Below are 15,981 nucleotides of genomic sequence, written 5' to 3' on the forward strand. Positions count from 1 at the left end.
CCTGTGGGGTGCGCCGAGGTGGTAGCGCCCTGTGGCGTCCGCCGTTGTCGCTAGCGCCTTGTGGCGTGCGCGGTGGTGGCGTGCGTCTTCCCGCCGACTTGCGCCTTGTGCGCGAAGCGCGCGGCGTGCCGCGCGCAGAGGGCGCAAGTCAACGGGAAACGTCAACGGGAAAAGTCAACGGGAAAAGTCAACGGGAAACGTCAACGGGAAACGGAAACGGGAAACGGAAGCGGGGGAGGGCGCGCGACAGCGCGCGCGGGGGGACCGTGCGGGCCCGCGCGAGGAGAGAGCGGGTCAGGTGAGGTCGGCCTGGCGCGCCGCGACGACCTCCTGCACGCGCGCGAAGAGCGGATGCTGCGGCTCGAGGCCCGTGACCGACGCGGTGACGGTCGCGGCATCCTGCTCGCGCAGCCGGCGCTGCAGATCGACCGACTGCGCGTCTTCGGCATCGTCGAACTCGAGCGCCGCCCCCATCGCGGCGACCAGCGCGTCGACGGCGAGACCGCGCTCGGCGGCCTCGGCCGCCGGTCCCACGAACCGCTCGTGCCGGGACAGCTTGCGCAGCGGCTGGCGGCCGACGCGCCACACGGTGTCGGGCAGGGCGGGGTTGCGGAACCGCCCGAGGATCGTCGCACGGTACTGGGCCTGCACCGCCGGATCGAGGCCGTGCTTGTCGACCAGGAGCGCCGACGTCTCTTCGAGCGCCGCTTCGACCTTCGCGGCGATCCCGGGGTCGGCCAGGGCGTCCGAGATCTTCTCGACCCCGGCCTGCGCGCCGAAGTACGCCGTCGTGGCGTGCCCGGTGTTGACCGTGAACAGCTTGCGCTCGATGTACGGCGTGAGGTCGTCGACGAAATGCGCCCCCGGGATGTCCGGCACGGCGTCACCGAACGGCGGACGCTCGATCGCCCACTCGAAGAACGGCTCGACCGTCACGTTGACGCCGGTGCCCGCGGCCTGTCCGGGGACGATGCGGTCGACCGCCGTGTTGGCGAACACGGCGCGGCCGGAGATGGCATCCCACGCGTCGCCCGCCTGCTCGCGGATCTCGTCGCGCAGGATGTCGGTCGCGTTGATCGCGTTCTCGCACGCCATGATCTGCAGCGGCGGCGACGACGGATCGCGCAGCGCGAGTCCGGACAGCACGAGCGGCGCGACGAATTTCAGCACGTTCGGCCCGACGGCCGTCGTGACGATGTTCGCACCGGCGATCTCCTCGATGACCTCGTCGGCGTGCTCCGCGCTGTTGACCGCACGGAACCCCGTCACGACGGTGTCCCGCCCGCCGTCGCCGGCCTCGTGCACGGTGTACTCCGAGACGGCGTTGATCGCGTCGACGAGCGGCGCGGCGACGTCGGAGAACACCAGCTCGTACCCCGCCTCGTGCATCAGCAGGCCGATGAAGCCGCGCCCGATGTTGCCCGCTCCGAAGTGGACGGCCTTCATCACACGCCCGCCGCCGACACGAGGGCGTAGAGCTCCTCGGGTGTCTGCGCGGCCCGGAGCTTGGCGACGTCGTCCTCTTCGGAGAACAGGATCGCGATCTGCGACAGGATCTCGAGGTGCTCGTCGCCCTTGCCGGCGATGCCCACGACGAACGTCACGGGCTCGCCGCCCCAGTCGACGCCACCGTCGTAGCGCACGACCGACAGGGCCGAATCGAGGATCTCGTCCTTCGTCTCGTTCGTGCCGTGCGGGATCGCGAGCTCGTTGCCCATGTAGGTCGACACCGTCTGCTCGCGCTGCTGCATCGCGTCGAAGTAGGCGCCGGTGACGGCACCCGCCGACTCGAGGATGTCGGCGGCTTCCTTCATCGCCTCTTCGCGCGTCGCGCTGCCGGTGTGGATCCTGACCTGGCCGAGGCTCAGTACGTCACGTGCCATTTCGCTTGCCCTTCTTCGATTGACGGATGCCGCGCGCCGAGGCTGCAGGACCGGGGGCATCGCGCCGGCCCGATCCTGCAGCGGTCTCAGCGGTTACTCCCCATCCTGATGCTGGTCGCGCACCAGGTCCACGACTTCGTCGTACTTGGGGGAGTTCATGAAGTTGTCGACCGACACGTGCATCGCGTCCGGCACCTGCTTGCGCGCACGCTCGGTCAGCTGGTTCTGCGTGATGACGAGGTCGGCGCTGTCGTCGAGGTTCGCGATCGCCTTGTTGACGACGGTGATGCCCTCGACCCCGGCCTTCTTCATCTTGTTGCGCAGTACGCTCGCGCCCATCGCCGACGAGCCCATGCCCGCGTCGCATGCGAAGACGATGCTCGTGACCGGCTTCGTCGCGACGACGCCGCCATCGAGCTGTCCGCCCGTCTCGGCCTCGGTCTCGAGCTTGTCCACGGCTTCCTGCGCGTCGCGGATCGTCTCGGGGTCCTTGCCGTCCGATGCGCGCAGGGCATCGAGTGCGGCGGAGGACTTGCCCTTGTTCGCCGCCGTCTTGGACACCGCCGTCGAGAACTGGTCCGCCTCGGCGAGCAGGTCCCGCTTGCGCGACGCCCGCAGGATGACGGATGCCACGAGGAAGGTGACCGTCGCTGCCAGCAGCACGGACAGCAGCACGACGAGCAGGTTCGGCACGCCCGCACCGACGGCGGCCGCGCTGACGGCGAAGATGCTGCCCGGTGCGGCTGGGAAGACCAACCCGCCGCCGAGGAGCATGTTCGTCGTGACACCCGTGGCACCGCCGGCGATGAGCGCCAGGATGAGGGTCGGCTTCATCAGGGCGTACGGGAAGTACACCTCGTGGATGCCACCGGCGAACTGGATGATCGCCGCACCGGGCGCCGAGGCACGAGCCGCGCCCAGGCCGAAGAACGCGAAGGCCAGCAGCAGTCCGAGTCCCGGACCGGGATTGGCCTCGAGCAGGAACAGGATCGACTTGCCGTCGGCTTCGGACTCGGTGATGCCGAGCGGGGTGAGCACGCCGTGGTTGATGGCGTTGTTGAGGAACAGCACCTTCGCCGGTTCGATCAGGATGCTCGTGAGCGGCAGCAGGTTCAGTTCGACGAGCCAGTTGACCGCATTGCTCAGCACCGTCATGAGGCCGTTGACCATCCACGCGATCGGGTAGAACCCGACGATGGCCATGACGAAGCCCCAGATGCCCGCGGAGAACATGTTGACGAGCATCTCGAAGCCCGAGCGGATCTTGCCGTCCCACAGGCTGTCCAGCCAGCGCATCGTGAAGGCGGCGAGCGGCCCCATGATCATCGCGCCGATGAACATGTGCACCTGGCCGAGCTGGTTGTCGGCGGGAAGGTCGGCGTTGATCTGGGCGATCAGCAGGTCGGAGCCGGCGATCGCACCCATCGTCGCAATGATGCCGACGACGCCGCCGCGCTGCTTGTAGACGATGTAGCCGCCCGTGTAGCCGATGACCAGCGGCAGCAGGTAGTGGATGAACGGCCCGACGATCGTCGCCAGGTCGGCATTGGGGGTGAATCCCTTCTCGATGAAGAACATCGTGAAGATGCCCCACGCGATCAGGGCCGGGATGTTCGGCATGATCATGCCGGACAGGAACGTGCCGAAGCGCTGCACGCCTACGCGTGCGCCCCCGGCAGCCTTTGCAGGCGTCGACGCCGTTGTCATGACTGTGTCTCCTTCTTCCGGGTCGCGGCCGTCTGGGCCGCGGTTCGTGCGGATGCCGCGTCGCTTGCGGCGAGGGCGGATTCGGCGATGTCGCGGGCATCGTCCGACGTGTACTGCAGCAGCGCCGCGCGCACATCCGCGAGCGCGGTCGGAGCCATCGACAGCGATGTCGCGCCGAGACCGACGAGCACGACGGCCAGCAGCGGGTCGGCGGCGGCCTCGCCGCAGATCCCGACGGGCTTGCCGGTCATCCGGCCGGCGTCGCCGACCTCGCGGATGAGCCGCAGCACAGCCGGATGCCACGGGTCCTGGAACGCCGCGACCGAGCCGAGCAGGCGGTCGGCCGCCAGGGTGTACTGCGTCAGGTCGTTCGTGCCGATCGAGGCGAAGTCGGCGTGGGCGAGCACCCGGTCGGCCAGCAGCGCCGACGACGGCACCTCGACCATGACGCCCGCCGTCTTGATGCCGTAGTCGCGGGCGACGTCGACGAAGTACCGCGTCTCCTCGACGGTCGCGATCATGGGCGCCATGACCCACAGGTCGGCGTCGGTGGCGGCATCCGCTTCGGCCAGGGCGGTCAGCTGCTCGCGCAGGATGTCCTCGCTCGCGCGGAGCGCGCGGATGCCGCGCAGGCCGAGGGCGGGGTTGTCTTCGTGCGCGTCGTTGAGGAACGCGAGCGGCTTGTCGGCGCCCGCGTCGAGCACGCGGACGACGACCTTCTTGCCCGGGAAGCCCGCCAGGAGCTTCGTGTACGCCTCGCGCTGCTGCCCGACCGTCGGCGCCTGGTTCGAGCTCAGGAACAGGAACTCGGTGCGGAAGAGTCCCACGCCCTCGGCGCCGAGCGCGACGGCCTCGGCCGCGCCCTCGGGGTTGCCGAGGTTCGCGAGGAGTGGGATCGCGGTGCCGTCGGCGAGGGCTCCGTCGGTGATGGGGGCGGATGCCGCCGCGGCACGCGCGTCAGCTCGATGCTGCGCCCGCACGAGCTCGTCGCCGGTCGGATCCGTCGTGACGACGCCGGCGGCGGCATCCACGATCACCGTCTCGCCGTCGGCGAGGTCCTTCGCGCCCACGGCGCCGACGATCGCGACGATCGACTTCTCGCGGGCGAGGATCGCGGTGTGCGAGGTCGGTCCGCCCTCGGTCGTGATGAGGGCGAGCACCTTGTCGAGGTCGAGCAGGGCCGTGTCGGCCGGCGCGAGGTCTTTCGCCACGAGCACGAACGGATGCCCCGGGTCGGGCACACCCGGCGCGGGCACGCCGCGCAGCCGCGCGATGACGCGCTGCGCGACGTCGTCGAGGTCGGCGGCACGCTCGCCGAGGTAGCCGCCCATCGCGACGAGCTGGTCGCGGAACGACGCGAACGCGTCGTGCACGGCGAATTCGCTCGTCTTGCCGTCGGCGATCCGCGCGTCGATCTCGGACTCGAGCGTCGGGTCCTCCGCCATCATCGCCTGCGCCTCGAGCACGTCCTGCGCCGCGCCGCCCGCCTGCGCGCCGCGTGCCTCGAGCTCGCGCGCGACGGCCGCGACGGCTTCTCGTACGCGTGTCGTCTCTTCTTCGGTGCTGCGCTCGCTGGGGGCGTCGCTCGGCGCGGGTGACGGCTCCGCCATGCGCGCGACGATCCCCTGGGCGACGCCCAGCCCGATTCCCACTCCGCGAAGTTCTGCCATGGTCCTACTCCGCGTCGTGGTCGGTCGCGAGCAGCTCGGCGAGCCGATCGAGGGTGGATTCGGCGTTGTCGCCGTCGGCGGTGAGGGTGATGTAGTCGCCCTGTTCGATGCCCAGGGCGATGACGCCGAGGATGCTCGCGGCGTTGACCGGGCCCCCGGCATCCTTCGCGATCGTGATGGGGATCCCCGCGTCCTTCGCCGCTTGCGCGAACATCTTCGCCGGACGAGCGTGAAGTCCGTGCGACGACCCGATTCGGACCGTCCTGGTGATGGATGGCATGGTCTGTCTCTCTTCTCTCTCGTGCGGTGCGATGGGTGCGGGCAGCTGCCCGCGGTCGGAGACGTTCCCCCCGGAGTCTCCGACCGCGGCACGGACGATCTGCAGCGTGCGTGTGCCGTCGAGATCGGTGAAGATGTCCGACGGCAGCAGCACGACGGTGGTTCCGCGGTAGGCGGCATCCATCTCGATGCGATCGAGGTCGTGCTCGAGGTGCGGGCCCACGAGCACGACGTCGGCGGCGTCGAGATCGATCGGCAGCGATTGCTCGGTGCCCGCGAAGGCGGTGAAATCGAAGCCGCGGTCGTGTGCGGCGTGCCTCAGCCGTTGCGCGACGAAGGTGCTCGACGCACCCGCACCGCAGACCACGAGGATCCTCATCGACCCGCCCTCCCTGACGCCATTCTTGTGAAAACGCTGGGAAGCGACAACCACTCGTTCTTCCGCGGGGGCGGAAACGAGCCACGGGGCGCGTGGTTGACTGGGCGCGGACCGCCCATCGAAGGAGCACCGTGACCAGAGCGCGACAGGATCGCCTGCTCGGTCTGCTCGCGCGCGACGGCGAGTGGGCGACCGCCGCGAGCCTCGCCGATGCGCTCGGGGTCACCCCGCGCAGCATCCGTTCGTACGTCACGGCGCTCAACGCGCGCGTGCCCGTGGGCGCCGCCGTCGAATCGGGGCCGCACGGGTATCGCGCGGGACCGGATGCCGCAACCGCACTGCGCGCGACGGGTGGCGTCGACGCGCCCCGCGACCGGCTGCACACGCTCGTGCGGGCGCTGCTGGATTCATCGGACGGGATCGAGGTCTTCGCGACCGCCGACGCGCTGCACGTGAGCCCCGCGACCCTCGATGCCGACCTCGCGCGCGTGCGCGGACTGCTCGGCGGCACCGAGCTGACGCTCGAGCGCTCGGCGTCGCAGGCGCGACTGCGGGGCACCGAGATGGCGCAGCGGCGCCTGCTGTCGCGGCTCGCGCACGATGAGATGGAGGCGGGGTCGTTCGACCTCGAAGCCCTGCGGCGCACCCTCGGCGAGGGCTCCGTCGGCGCGCGCGCGTTCGGCCCGTTCAAGACCGAGCTCGTCACGCGGCTCGGCGCGCTGGGCTACTTCGTCAACGAGTTCGGCATCGCCGACGTCGTCATGCACATCGCGATCGCCGCCGACCGCGTCTCGCGCGACCGCGGACTCGAGGGCGGGGTGGGGGAGCGCCCCGCGCAGCAGGAGGTCGCGGACATCCTGGCGGCGCTGTCCGAACAGCACCTCGGCGTGACGCTCGGCGCGGGCGACGTGCAGCACCTCGCGACCCTCGTGCTCACGCGCGTCGTCGCGCCCGGTGCGGGTGAGCCGGGTGCGGAGGCGCGCTCGCGCCTCGAGCCCGAGGTCGAGGAAGCCGTGCGGGCGGTGGTCGAGGCCGCGGCATCCGAATTCCTCGTCGACATCGCGCACGAGGACTTCATCCTGCGGCTCGCGCTGCACGTGCAGAACCTGCGACACCGCGCGCGCGAGCAGGCGTGGTCGCGCAATCCGCTCACGCGGTCGCTGAAGTCGACGTATCCGATGATCTTCGAGGTCGCCGTCTACATCGCGTCGGGGCTGCACGAGCGCCTGGACATCCCGCTGCTCGACGACGAGATCGCCTACATCGCGATGCACGTCGGCGGGCGCCTCGAGCGCAGCCGCCGTGCCGATCAGCTGCTGACGGCGACGATCGTGTGCCCCGGCTATTACGAGCTGCACGAACTGCTGCGCTCGTCGGTGGACCGCTCCCTGGGGCAGGCGATCGAGGTCGTCGGCGTCGAGACGCGCGTCGACCCGGATTGGGCCTCGATCGACACCGACCTCGTGCTCACGACGATCGACTCGCCGGCCCTGGGGGACCGCGTCGTACGGATCCAGCCCTTCCTCACGGGCGCCGACGTCGAGCGCGTGCAGGCGGCCGCGGGGCGGATCCGGCGGGGGCGCCGGCTCGCCCGGCTGCGGGAGGAGCTGTCGCGGTACTTCTCGCCCGAGGCGTTCGTGCACGGGCTCGAGGGCGGGTCCTCGGACTCGGTGATCCGGCGGCTGGGGTCACTGCTCGTGCACCAGGGCGTCATCGACGACGACTACGTCGAGCGGGCGATCCAGCGCGAGGAGCTCTCGTCGACGGCGTTCACCGACGCACTCGCGGTACCCCACGCGCTGGGGATGACCGCGACGCGCACGGCGATCGCGATCGGCATCGCCGACCCGTCGATCCCGTGGGGCGAAGGCCGCGTGCAGGTCGTCGCCCTCGTGGCGTTCTCCGAGACCGACCGCGAGGCGTTCCAGACGGTGTTCGAGCAGTTCGTCGAGGTGTTCAGCGAGCGCGAGTCGGTGCAGCGCATCGTGCGCCGCAGCACCGACTTCGCCGCGTTCCTCGACGAGCTGGTCGCCGTCGTCGACGGGTGAGGGTGGGTTCGTCGGGTTGCTCGCGGTCGTGGGTGGGTGACCCTTCCTCGACGAGCCGGTCGCCGTCGTGGGTGGGTGGCCCTTCTTCGACGAGCTGGTCGCCGTCGTGTGCGGGTGACCCGCGCGTGCTTCGGGCTGTGAGGGCCCGCGCCCGCTCCTTTGCGTGGCCACTTCGGGTTTGGGGCGGGTTGTGGTGACGACACGCCGGGGCGTCCGGCGTGTCGCGGTGGGAATGCGCCCCAAACCCGTGCCCGGTGGTGGTGCGGGGTGGGACTGGGGGCGGCCGGCAGCGGCGTTGTCGGTCGGGTTTGGGGCGGGTTGTGGTGTCGACACGCCGGGGCGTCCGGCGTGTCGCGGTGGGAATGCGCCCCAAACCCGTGCCCGGTGGTGGTGCGGGGTGGGGCCGGGTGCGGGGGCGGTCGGCAGCGGCGTTGTCGGTCGGGTTTGGGGCGGGTTGTGGTGTCGACACGCCGGGGTGTCCGGCGTGTCGCGGTGGGAATGCGCCCCAAACCCGCGCCCGGCGGCGCGGGCGATCGCCGGGCAGCGGAGGCCTCGCCTGCTCGCGTCCGCCGCACTGTCCCCGACAGCGCGCCGACGGATGCCGCGACTCGAGCTCAGCGCGGAGGATGAACGCCGAACGAAGCGAGCCGCGACCCGAGCTTCGGGGCCGAGCCGATGTGTGGCCAGCCCCAGCGCACGAAGGGACACTGCCGGATGCCGCGGATCCAGTCCTCGCGTTGCTTCTCCTCTTCGAGGACCTCGGCGGGGTTCCGGCCGAGAGTGAAACGCCCATCGACATACTTGATCCGCCCGTCGAACTCTCCGAGGGCATTCACATCATCGAGACCGAAGTCGACGTAGTAGGTGCTGTCGCTGTGCGGTCCAGGTATCGCCACCTGCAGATCGGGAACGGCGAATCCGAGTTCGACGAGTCGAATGCGGCTGACGCTCTCGCCGGGGCGCTGAGCGCGCGGATCAGCGAAGCGCAGAACGCGTTCGGCGCGCGATTGCCCGTGCGCGCTGCGGCGGAACGTTTCGCGGATGAGCGTGCGGGCCTCGGCTTCAGCGAGTGGGTCCTCGGCGACCGCCAGTCGCAGCGCGGCGTCCGTGACGGTCACCGCGGCTTCGAACGATGCGGTGCGTGCCACGTCCGCCACGGTCCGCACCAGCGAAGTACATCGCAACTCTCCGACCTCGACGATCTCGTCGTCGCGCAGATCACCGCGATGGCGCACGACATCGCGGGCCGCACCCGGTCGCTCGGACGGCGCGATCACGTGCACGCGCGTTGCATCCGGTGAGTACAGCGGAAGACCGTGCATCGCCGCAGCCGTCTCATGCGAAAAGACGGGCGGACGCTTCGAGGTCAGCGCGAGAGCACGGGCTCGCATCAGGATCCGTTGCTCGGGCCACGCGGCATCCCATTGCTCAGTAAAAGTGAAGACGCCGCTGCGCACGCGCATGATGATGTCGTCCTGCAGCAGGTCTCGGCGCCGCGCGGGCCCGAATCCTTGGGCGGCGAGTTCGTCGGATCGCATCAGTGCGATGTCTTCGTCCACCGCATCAGCATGCGCGAACTCGCGTCCGTCTCTGATCCCCTGTGGATAACCGGATGCCGCACCGCGGCGGCGCTCCCCGGTGTGGGGCGCATCCCGGTCGTGACGCGCCGCCGTCGTCGGCATGTCGCGGAGAGAATCCGCCCCGAACCCCGGGGTGGAACGGGACGAGCTCAGCCCTCGTCGTCGTGCATGGCGGCGTCGACGGCAGCGGCCCCCGCGGCGGGAGAGCCGGCGCCGGCCGCTTGGCGTGCGGCCTGGATGGCCCGCTGCCCCGCCGGCAGGCCGATCGCGAGCCCGATCACGATGAAGGTCAGTACGCCCGCGACGACGAGCAGCGTCTCGATCGGCATGATGTCGGCGAGCGGACCGAACACGACCATGCCGAGCGGCATCGCCACGGCCATGACGATGCCGACGAACCCGAACACGCGGCCTTGACGCTCCGGCTCGACGGTCTCTTGCAGCAGCGTCATGGACGGGGTCGAGAAGAACGGCACGGCGAGTCCGACGAGGAACATGAAGCCGAAGAACAGCCAGATGTTGAACGACAGGCCGAGTCCGATCGACAGCGCCCCGAAGACGAGCGACGAGACGACGATCATCCCGATCCGACTGCGGTGGGCGAAGAACGAGGCGACGACGATGCCGCCCAGCACCATCCCCACGCTGAACGACACTTCGAGGATCGCGAGGTTGACGACGTCCTGCGCTTCGCCCGCGGGGAACGAGCGCACGAGCATGAGCGGCGTGAGGTTGGAGGGAGCGACGGTGAGCAGGAAGATGATCGCGAAGACGATGAGCAGCCAGCGCACGAAGGCGTGATGGGCGATGTAGCGCACGCCGTCTGCGAGATCGGCGAAGTATCCGGTGTTCGCGTCGGCGGCGCGGCGCACGGCCTTCACCGGGATGAACGCGAGCAGCCCGATGCCGAGGGCGGCCGTCACGACGTCGATGAAGAAGATCGGGATGAGCGATGCCGCCGTGCCTCCGTAGACGACCGACGCCCACGCGTACAGCGCGCCGCCGACCGCCGGGGCGAGCAGCGCCATCGCCGACTGGATCGACCCGTTGATGCCGTTCACCCGCATCAGGTTGCGCATCGGCACGATCTGGGGGATCAGCGCCGACACGGCCGGCGTCTGGATGCCGGCGCCCGCCGAACGGATCGCCATCGTGAGGAAGATCAGCCACACCGCGTCGTAGCCGCTCAACATGATGAGGGCGAGCGCGAGCGTCGACAGGGCGATGGCGCCGTCGGCGCCCATGATGAGGAACTTGCGGTTGTGACGGTCGGCCCAGACGCCGCCGAAGATCGACACGACCGCCTGCGGCAGAAAGCCGAACACCGCCGCGAGGGTCATGATGAGCCCGGACTGGTATGTGATCGTCAGGTACCAGAAGACGGTGTACTGCACGAGCATCGAGCCGAACAGGCTGAAGGTCTGCCCGCCGAGGAACAGGATGACGTTGCGCAGCCAGCGTGGATGATCGGATGCCGCGGGCGCGTCCGACGTCGTCATGTCGTCGCTCATCCGGTGCCTCCTCGTCGCAGCCTCGCGTGCAGACCGGGTGGCACGATAACACGCACTCCGGACACGCAGCATCCGCTTTTGGCCGCGAGACTGCACCCGACCGCCGAGACTGCGGTTGAACCCCGCAGTCTCGGCGCGCCGTTGCGGTCTCGCGGTCAAAGTGGGCCGTGCCGGGGCGGGCCGTGCCGGCATCCGCTCTTCGCCGATCCAAGGTCGTCGCGGCCCGACCCCCTCCGTTGACTTGCGGCGTTTGTCGCTCGCGCCCGGCGTGTCGTCGGCATTGGGCGCAAGTCGACGAAGGGGAGTGTGCCGACGGGCGCGCCGGAGCCCGCGCGAACGCCGACGGGCGCGCCGGAGCCCGCGCTGACGCCGAGGGGCGCGCCGGAGCCCGCGCTGACGCCGACGGGCGCGCAGCGCGCAGCGCGCAGCGCCCGCGCGATCAGTCGAGGGCGTCGAGCAGGGCGCGCGCGCCCGCGGCGAGGGCCGCGATGCGGGCCCGCGCGTCGTCGGGCGAATCGCCGCGCACGTCGAGGTAGAGCTTGAGCTTGGGCTCGGTGCCGCTCGGGCGCACGAGCACGCGCGAGCCGTCGGTCAGCCACAGGCGCAGCACGTCGCCCGGGGGCAGTCCGTCCACGCCCGCGAGCAGGTCGTCGATGCGCTCCACGGCGACGTCGCCGATCGCGGCCGGATGCTCCGTCCGCAGCGCCCCCATGATGCGCGCGATCGTGGACACGTCGTCGACGCGCACCGCGATCTGGTCGCTCGCGAACGACCCGAAGGTCGCGTCGAACTCGTCGAGCAGGTCGACGAGCGAGCGACCCTCCTCGCGCGCGTCGGTCGCGAGCCCCAGGATCGCGACGGCGGCCGAGATGCCGTCCTTGTCGCGCACCGTCTCGGGGTTGACGAGGTACCCGAGCGCCTCCTCGAACCCGAAGACCATGCCCGGCGCGCGCGAGATCCACTTGAACCCCGTCAGGGTCGCGTGAAAGTCGAGCCCGTAATGCTCGGCGACCGCCGCGAGCCCGGGCGAGGACACGAGCGAGCAGGCGAGGGATGCACCGTCGGTGCCCGCCGCGAGCCGCGCGGCGCGCCACCCCAGCAGCAGTCCGACCTGGTTCCCGCTCAAGCGCCGCCAGCCGCCTTCGGCCGCAGCATCCGGGATCGCGACCGCGAGTCGGTCGGCGTCGGGGTCGTTCGCGACCACGAGCTCGGCACCCGCAGCGCGGGCGCTCTCGAACGCGAGGTCCATCGCGCCGGGCTCTTCGGGGTTGGGGAACGACACGGTCGGGAACGCGCCGTCGGGCTCGGTCTGGGCCTCGACGAGCGTCGGCAGGGGGTATCCGGCATCGCCGAGGACGCGCGCGAAGGTCTGCCATCCGACGCCGTGCATCGCGGTGTACACCCACGAGAACCCGTCGGCGCCCGGCCCCGCGGGGGCGACCGCCGCCGTCGCGGCGACGTACTCGTCGATGACCGCCTCGGGCGCCGTCGCGTAGGCGAGCGAGCGGGGGATCGCGGCGAGGTCGCCCTCGTCGGCGACGCGCTGGATGTGCGCCGCGATCTCGGCGTCGGCGGGCGCGACGATCTGCGAGCCGCCGTCAGCACCGCCGAGGTACACCTTGTAGCCGTTGTCATCGGGCGGGTTGTGGGATGCCGTCACCATGACGCCCGCCGCCGCGTCGAAGTACCGCACGGCGAAGGCCAGCACGGGGGTCGGCAGCAGCCGGGGCAGCAGGATGACCCGCAGACCGGCGCCGGCGAAGATCTCGGCGGAATCGCGCGCGAACACATCGGAATTGCGCCGCCCGTCGTAGCCGATGACGACCGTGGGCGTGTCGTCGGCGCCGGCCTTCTCGCGCAGGTACGCCGCGAACCCGGCGGCCGCCTGCCCCACGAGCACGCGGTTCATGCGGTTGCTGCCCGCGCCCAGTCGGCCGCGCAGACCCGCCGTGCCGAAGGCCAGGCGCGTCGAGAACCGGTCGGTGAGCGACGCCGCGGCGGCCGGGTCACCCTCGTCCGCGGCGGCCAGGAGCGCCCGCAGCTCGCCGCGGGTCTCGCCGTCGGGATCCTGCGCGAGCCAGGAGGCGGCACGCGCGCGCAGCGCGTCGTCGAGGCCGGGTGCGGCATCCGTCCCCGCCGCCTGTGAGGCGACCAGGTCGGGTTCCGCGCCGCTCACAGCGCCCCGACGATACGGGCCAGCAGCGACGAGATGACGGGTTCGGCCGCACGGCCGGCCTCGATGACCTCCTGATGGCTGAGCGGGGTGGTCTGGATGCCGGCCGCCATGTTCGTGATGAGCGAGAGGCCGAGGATCTCCATGCCCGCCTGCCGCGCCGCGATCGCCTCGAGCGCCGTCGACATGCCGACGATGTGTCCGCCGATCGTCTTGGCCATGCGCACTTCGGCGGGTGTCTCGTACTGCGGCCCGCGGAACTGGCAGTACACGCCCTCGTCGAGCGTCGGGTCGACCGAGAGCGCGAGGTCGCGCAGGCGCATCGAATACAGGTCGGTCAGGTCGATGAAGGTCGCCCCCTCGAGCGGCGAGGCGCCCGTGAGGTTGATGTGGTCGCTGATGAGCACGGGCTGGCCCGGGGTCCACGTGTGGCGGATGCCGCCCGCGCCGTTGGTGAGCACCATCGTGTGCGCGCCCGTCGCCGCCGCCGTGCGCACGCTGTGCACGACGCGGCGCACGCCGTGTCCCTCGTAGAAATGGGTGCGCGCGCCGATCACGAGCACGTTGCGGCCCTTCGCGGTGCGGACGCTGCGGAGGGTGCCCACGTGCCCTTCGAGTGCCGGCCTGCTGAAGCCCGTCACCTCGGTCGCGGGGAAGGTGGCCGTCGTCTCGCCGATGAGTTCGGCGGCCTTGCCCCAGCCGCTTCCGAGCGTCAGGGCGATGTCGTGCCGCTCGACGCCGGTGATCCGGGCGATGTCTGCGGCTGCCTCGGCGGCGACGGCGAACGGGTCGGCCGTCGGGTCGTCGAGGGGATTGGCGGTGGTCTCTGACATGCCCCCACTCTAGGAACGCGAGCGCGTGGTCGCCATACACGAATGCGGCCGGAGTGTCGCCCCGGTCGTGGGGGCGGCATCCGTCGGGAAGAATGGATGCCATGTCCTTGAGCTTCGAGCGCACCCAGTCCGTCGCGATCATCGGCGGCGGCCCCGGGGGATATGAGGCGGCGCTCGCCGCGGCGCAGCTCGGCGCCCAGGTGACCCTCGTCGAACGCGCGGGCATCGGCGGGTCGGCCGTCATCACCGACGTCGTGCCGTCGAAGTCGCTCATCGCGACCGCCGACGCCGCCGTCGCGATCGCCGGAGCGAGCGACCTCGGCGTGCAGCTGTTCGCCAAAGGCGGCGACGGCAGACCGCTCAAGCCCGAGATCGCGATCAACATGCGCGCCGTCAACAAGCGGCTGCTGTCACTCGCACGGCAACAGTCCGACGACATGCGCGCCGCGCTCGTCGAAGCGGGCGTGCGCCTCATCTCGGGGCACGGCCGCCTCGAGGGCGAGAACGCCGTGATCGTGTCGACCGATCGCGACGGCACCGACTTCGACCGCATCGAGGCCGACACGCTCGTCGTCTCGGTGGGAGCATCGCCGCGCGAGCTGCCGAACGCCAAGCCCGATGGCGAGCGCATCCTGACGTGGACGCAGCTGTACGACATGAAGGCGCTCCCCGAGCACCTCATCGTCGTGGGCTCGGGGGTCACCGGCGCCGAGTTCGCCGGTGCGTACATGAACCTCGGGGCCGAGGTCACGCTCGTCTCGAGTCGCGACCAGGTTCTTCCCGGTGAGGACACGGATGCCGCGGCGGTGCTCGAGCGCGTGTTCAAGCGGGGCGGAATGACGCTGCTGTCGAAGTCCCGCGCCGACCGGGTCGAGAACCTCGGCGACCGCGTCGTCGTGACCCTCAGCGACGGACGCACCGTCGAGGGCAGCCACTGCCTCATGGCGGTCGGGTCGGTGCCCAACACCGCGGGCATCGGACTCGAGCAGGCCGGCGTGCAGATGACCGATTCGGGGCACATCCAGGTCAACCGCGTCGCGCGCACCTCGGTGCCGAACATCTACGCCGCGGGGGACTGCACGACGTTCGTGCCGCTCGCCTCGGTCGCCTCGATGCAGGGCCGGACGGCGGTCTTCCACGCCCTCGGCGACGTCGTGATCCCGTTGGAGCGTCGCCGGATCGCCTCGAACATCTTCACCGCGCCCGAGATCGCGACGGTCGGGTGGCAGGAGAAGGACATCATCGACGGACGCATCGCCGCCGTCGTGCACAAGCTGCCGCTCGCCGCGAACCCGCGGGCGAAGATGATGGGCATCAAGGACGGCTTCGTCAAGCTCATCGCACGCCAGGGGTCGGGCAGCGTGGTGGGCGGCGTGATCGTCGGACCCCGGGCATCCGAGCTCATCTACCCGATCGCGATCGCCGTCGAGCGCCGCCTGACGATCGACCAGGTCTCGCGCGTGTTCACGGTGTACCCGTCGCTGTCGGGCAGCATCACGGATGCCGCGCGCGCGATGCACGTCGTCGACCACACCGTGTACGGGGTCTGACCTCCCGGCATCCGCTCTTCGCCGCTCTGGGGCTTCGCCGGGCCGTGGTTTCGTCGGGCCGTGGTTTCGTCGGGCCCGGGTTTCGTCGGGGCCCGACCCCGTTCGTTGACTTGCGGCCTTTGTCGCTCGCGCTCGGCGTGTCGCCGGCATTGGGCGCAAGTCGACGAAGGAACGGCTCCACAGGTGTGCGGCTCGTGGAGCGGGGGAAGGCCGATGGGCGCGCAGCGCGCGGGGTGGCGGTCACGCGCGAGGCGGATGCCGGGGGTCGACCCTGTTCGTTGACTTGCGGCCTTTGTCGCTCGCGCGCGGCGTGTCGCCGGCATTGGGCGCAAGTCGACGAAGGAACGGCTCCACAGGTGTGCGGCTCG

At 70.8% G+C, this 15,981-nt stretch carries 11 protein-coding genes and 1 pseudogene; 2 read left to right on the forward strand and 10 right to left on the reverse strand.

Annotation, left to right across the window (positions count from 1 at the left end; translation table 11 throughout):
- Window positions 1-294: 294 nt before the first annotated feature.
- The 6 genes and pseudogenes from ACWICD_RS01625 to ACWICD_RS01650 all read right to left on the reverse strand — a co-directional run.
- A complete protein-coding gene (locus ACWICD_RS01625; RefSeq protein WP_376126821.1) occupies window positions 295-1,446 on the reverse strand; it encodes a mannitol-1-phosphate 5-dehydrogenase in 1,152 nt (383 codons plus the stop codon).
- Window positions 1,446-1,883, reverse strand: a complete 438-nt coding sequence (locus tag ACWICD_RS01630; RefSeq protein WP_376126608.1) for a PTS sugar transporter subunit IIA — start codon at window positions 1,881-1,883, stop codon at window positions 1,446-1,448. The genes ACWICD_RS01625 and ACWICD_RS01630 overlap by 1 nt, the downstream gene beginning before the upstream one ends.
- A gap of 93 nt (window positions 1,884-1,976) precedes the next feature.
- Window positions 1,977-3,590: a PTS mannitol transporter subunit IICB gene (locus ACWICD_RS01635; protein ID WP_376126610.1), complete on the reverse strand. Its 1,614-nt coding sequence runs from the start codon at window positions 3,588-3,590 to the stop codon at window positions 1,977-1,979.
- Entirely contained in the window at window positions 3,587-5,260 is a 1,674-nt protein-coding gene (gene ptsP, locus ACWICD_RS01640) for a phosphoenolpyruvate--protein phosphotransferase (RefSeq protein WP_376126613.1), read from the reverse strand. The genes ACWICD_RS01635 and ptsP overlap by 4 nt, the downstream gene beginning before the upstream one ends.
- A 4-nt stretch (window positions 5,261-5,264) precedes the next feature.
- Window positions 5,265-5,540: an HPr family phosphocarrier protein gene (locus ACWICD_RS01645; RefSeq protein ID WP_376126824.1), complete on the reverse strand. Its 276-nt coding sequence runs from the start codon at window positions 5,538-5,540 to the stop codon at window positions 5,265-5,267.
- 195 nt (window positions 5,541-5,735) lie between these two features.
- A pseudogene (locus ACWICD_RS01650) lies at window positions 5,736-5,918 on the reverse strand (PTS sugar transporter); the annotation flags it as partial.
- Between the two features lie 131 nt (window positions 5,919-6,049).
- Between ACWICD_RS01650 and ACWICD_RS01655 the strand changes: the two are divergent.
- Entirely contained in the window at window positions 6,050-7,966 is a 1,917-nt protein-coding gene (locus tag ACWICD_RS01655) for a BglG family transcription antiterminator (RefSeq protein WP_376126616.1), read from the forward strand.
- Window positions 7,967-8,580: 614 nt separating this feature from the next.
- Here the strand turns inward: ACWICD_RS01655 and ACWICD_RS01660 are convergent.
- The 4 genes from ACWICD_RS01660 to ACWICD_RS01675 form a co-directional block, all read right to left on the reverse strand.
- A complete protein-coding gene (locus tag ACWICD_RS01660) occupies window positions 8,581-9,525 on the reverse strand; it encodes a hypothetical protein (RefSeq protein WP_376126618.1) in 945 nt (314 codons plus the stop codon).
- A 170-nt stretch (window positions 9,526-9,695) separates the two neighbouring features.
- Window positions 9,696-11,057, reverse strand: a complete 1,362-nt coding sequence (locus ACWICD_RS01665; protein ID WP_376126620.1) for an MFS transporter — start codon at window positions 11,055-11,057, stop codon at window positions 9,696-9,698.
- Between the two features lie 439 nt (window positions 11,058-11,496).
- The gene (locus tag ACWICD_RS01670) at window positions 11,497-13,158 is read right to left on the reverse strand and encodes a phospho-sugar mutase (RefSeq protein WP_454139232.1); all 1,662 of its coding nucleotides are present in this window, start codon (window positions 13,156-13,158) and stop codon (window positions 11,497-11,499) included.
- Between the two features lie 71 nt (window positions 13,159-13,229).
- Entirely contained in the window at window positions 13,230-14,063 is an 834-nt protein-coding gene (locus tag ACWICD_RS01675; protein WP_454139072.1) for a purine-nucleoside phosphorylase, read from the reverse strand.
- A gap of 101 nt (window positions 14,064-14,164) precedes the next feature.
- On the opposite strand from ACWICD_RS01675, the gene ACWICD_RS01680 reads away from it, so the two are divergent.
- Window positions 14,165-15,613: an NAD(P)H-quinone dehydrogenase gene (locus ACWICD_RS01680; protein WP_376126626.1), complete on the forward strand. Its 1,449-nt coding sequence runs from the start codon at window positions 14,165-14,167 to the stop codon at window positions 15,611-15,613.
- Window positions 15,614-15,981: the final 368 nt, after the last annotated feature.

This window comes from Microbacterium sp. NPDC055357 (genome assembly GCF_053644835.1).

What these genes read in the sequence shown, in the direction of transcription:
- ACWICD_RS01635 (WP_376126610.1), bottom strand. Translation starts at nt 3,590, where the DNA reads ATGACAACGGCGTCGACGCCTGCAAAGGCTGCCGGGGGCGCACGCGTA.
- ACWICD_RS01645 (WP_376126824.1), bottom strand. Translation starts at nt 5,540, where the DNA reads ATGCCATCCATCACCAGGACGGTCCGAATCGGGTCGTCGCACGGACTT.
- ACWICD_RS01680 (WP_376126626.1), top strand. Translation starts at nt 14,165, where the DNA reads ATGTCCTTGAGCTTCGAGCGCACCCAGTCCGTCGCGATCATCGGCGGC.
- ACWICD_RS01675 (WP_454139072.1), bottom strand. Translation starts at nt 14,063, where the DNA reads ATGTCAGAGACCACCGCCAATCCCCTCGACGACCCGACGGCCGACCCG.
- ACWICD_RS01630 (WP_376126608.1), bottom strand. Translation starts at nt 1,883, where the DNA reads ATGGCACGTGACGTACTGAGCCTCGGCCAGGTCAGGATCCACACCGGC.
- ptsP (WP_376126613.1), bottom strand. Translation starts at nt 5,260, where the DNA reads ATGGCAGAACTTCGCGGAGTGGGAATCGGGCTGGGCGTCGCCCAGGGG.
- ACWICD_RS01665 (WP_376126620.1), bottom strand. Translation starts at nt 11,057, where the DNA reads ATGAGCGACGACATGACGACGTCGGACGCGCCCGCGGCATCCGATCAT.
- ACWICD_RS01625 (WP_376126821.1), bottom strand. Translation starts at nt 1,446, where the DNA reads ATGAAGGCCGTCCACTTCGGAGCGGGCAACATCGGGCGCGGCTTCATC.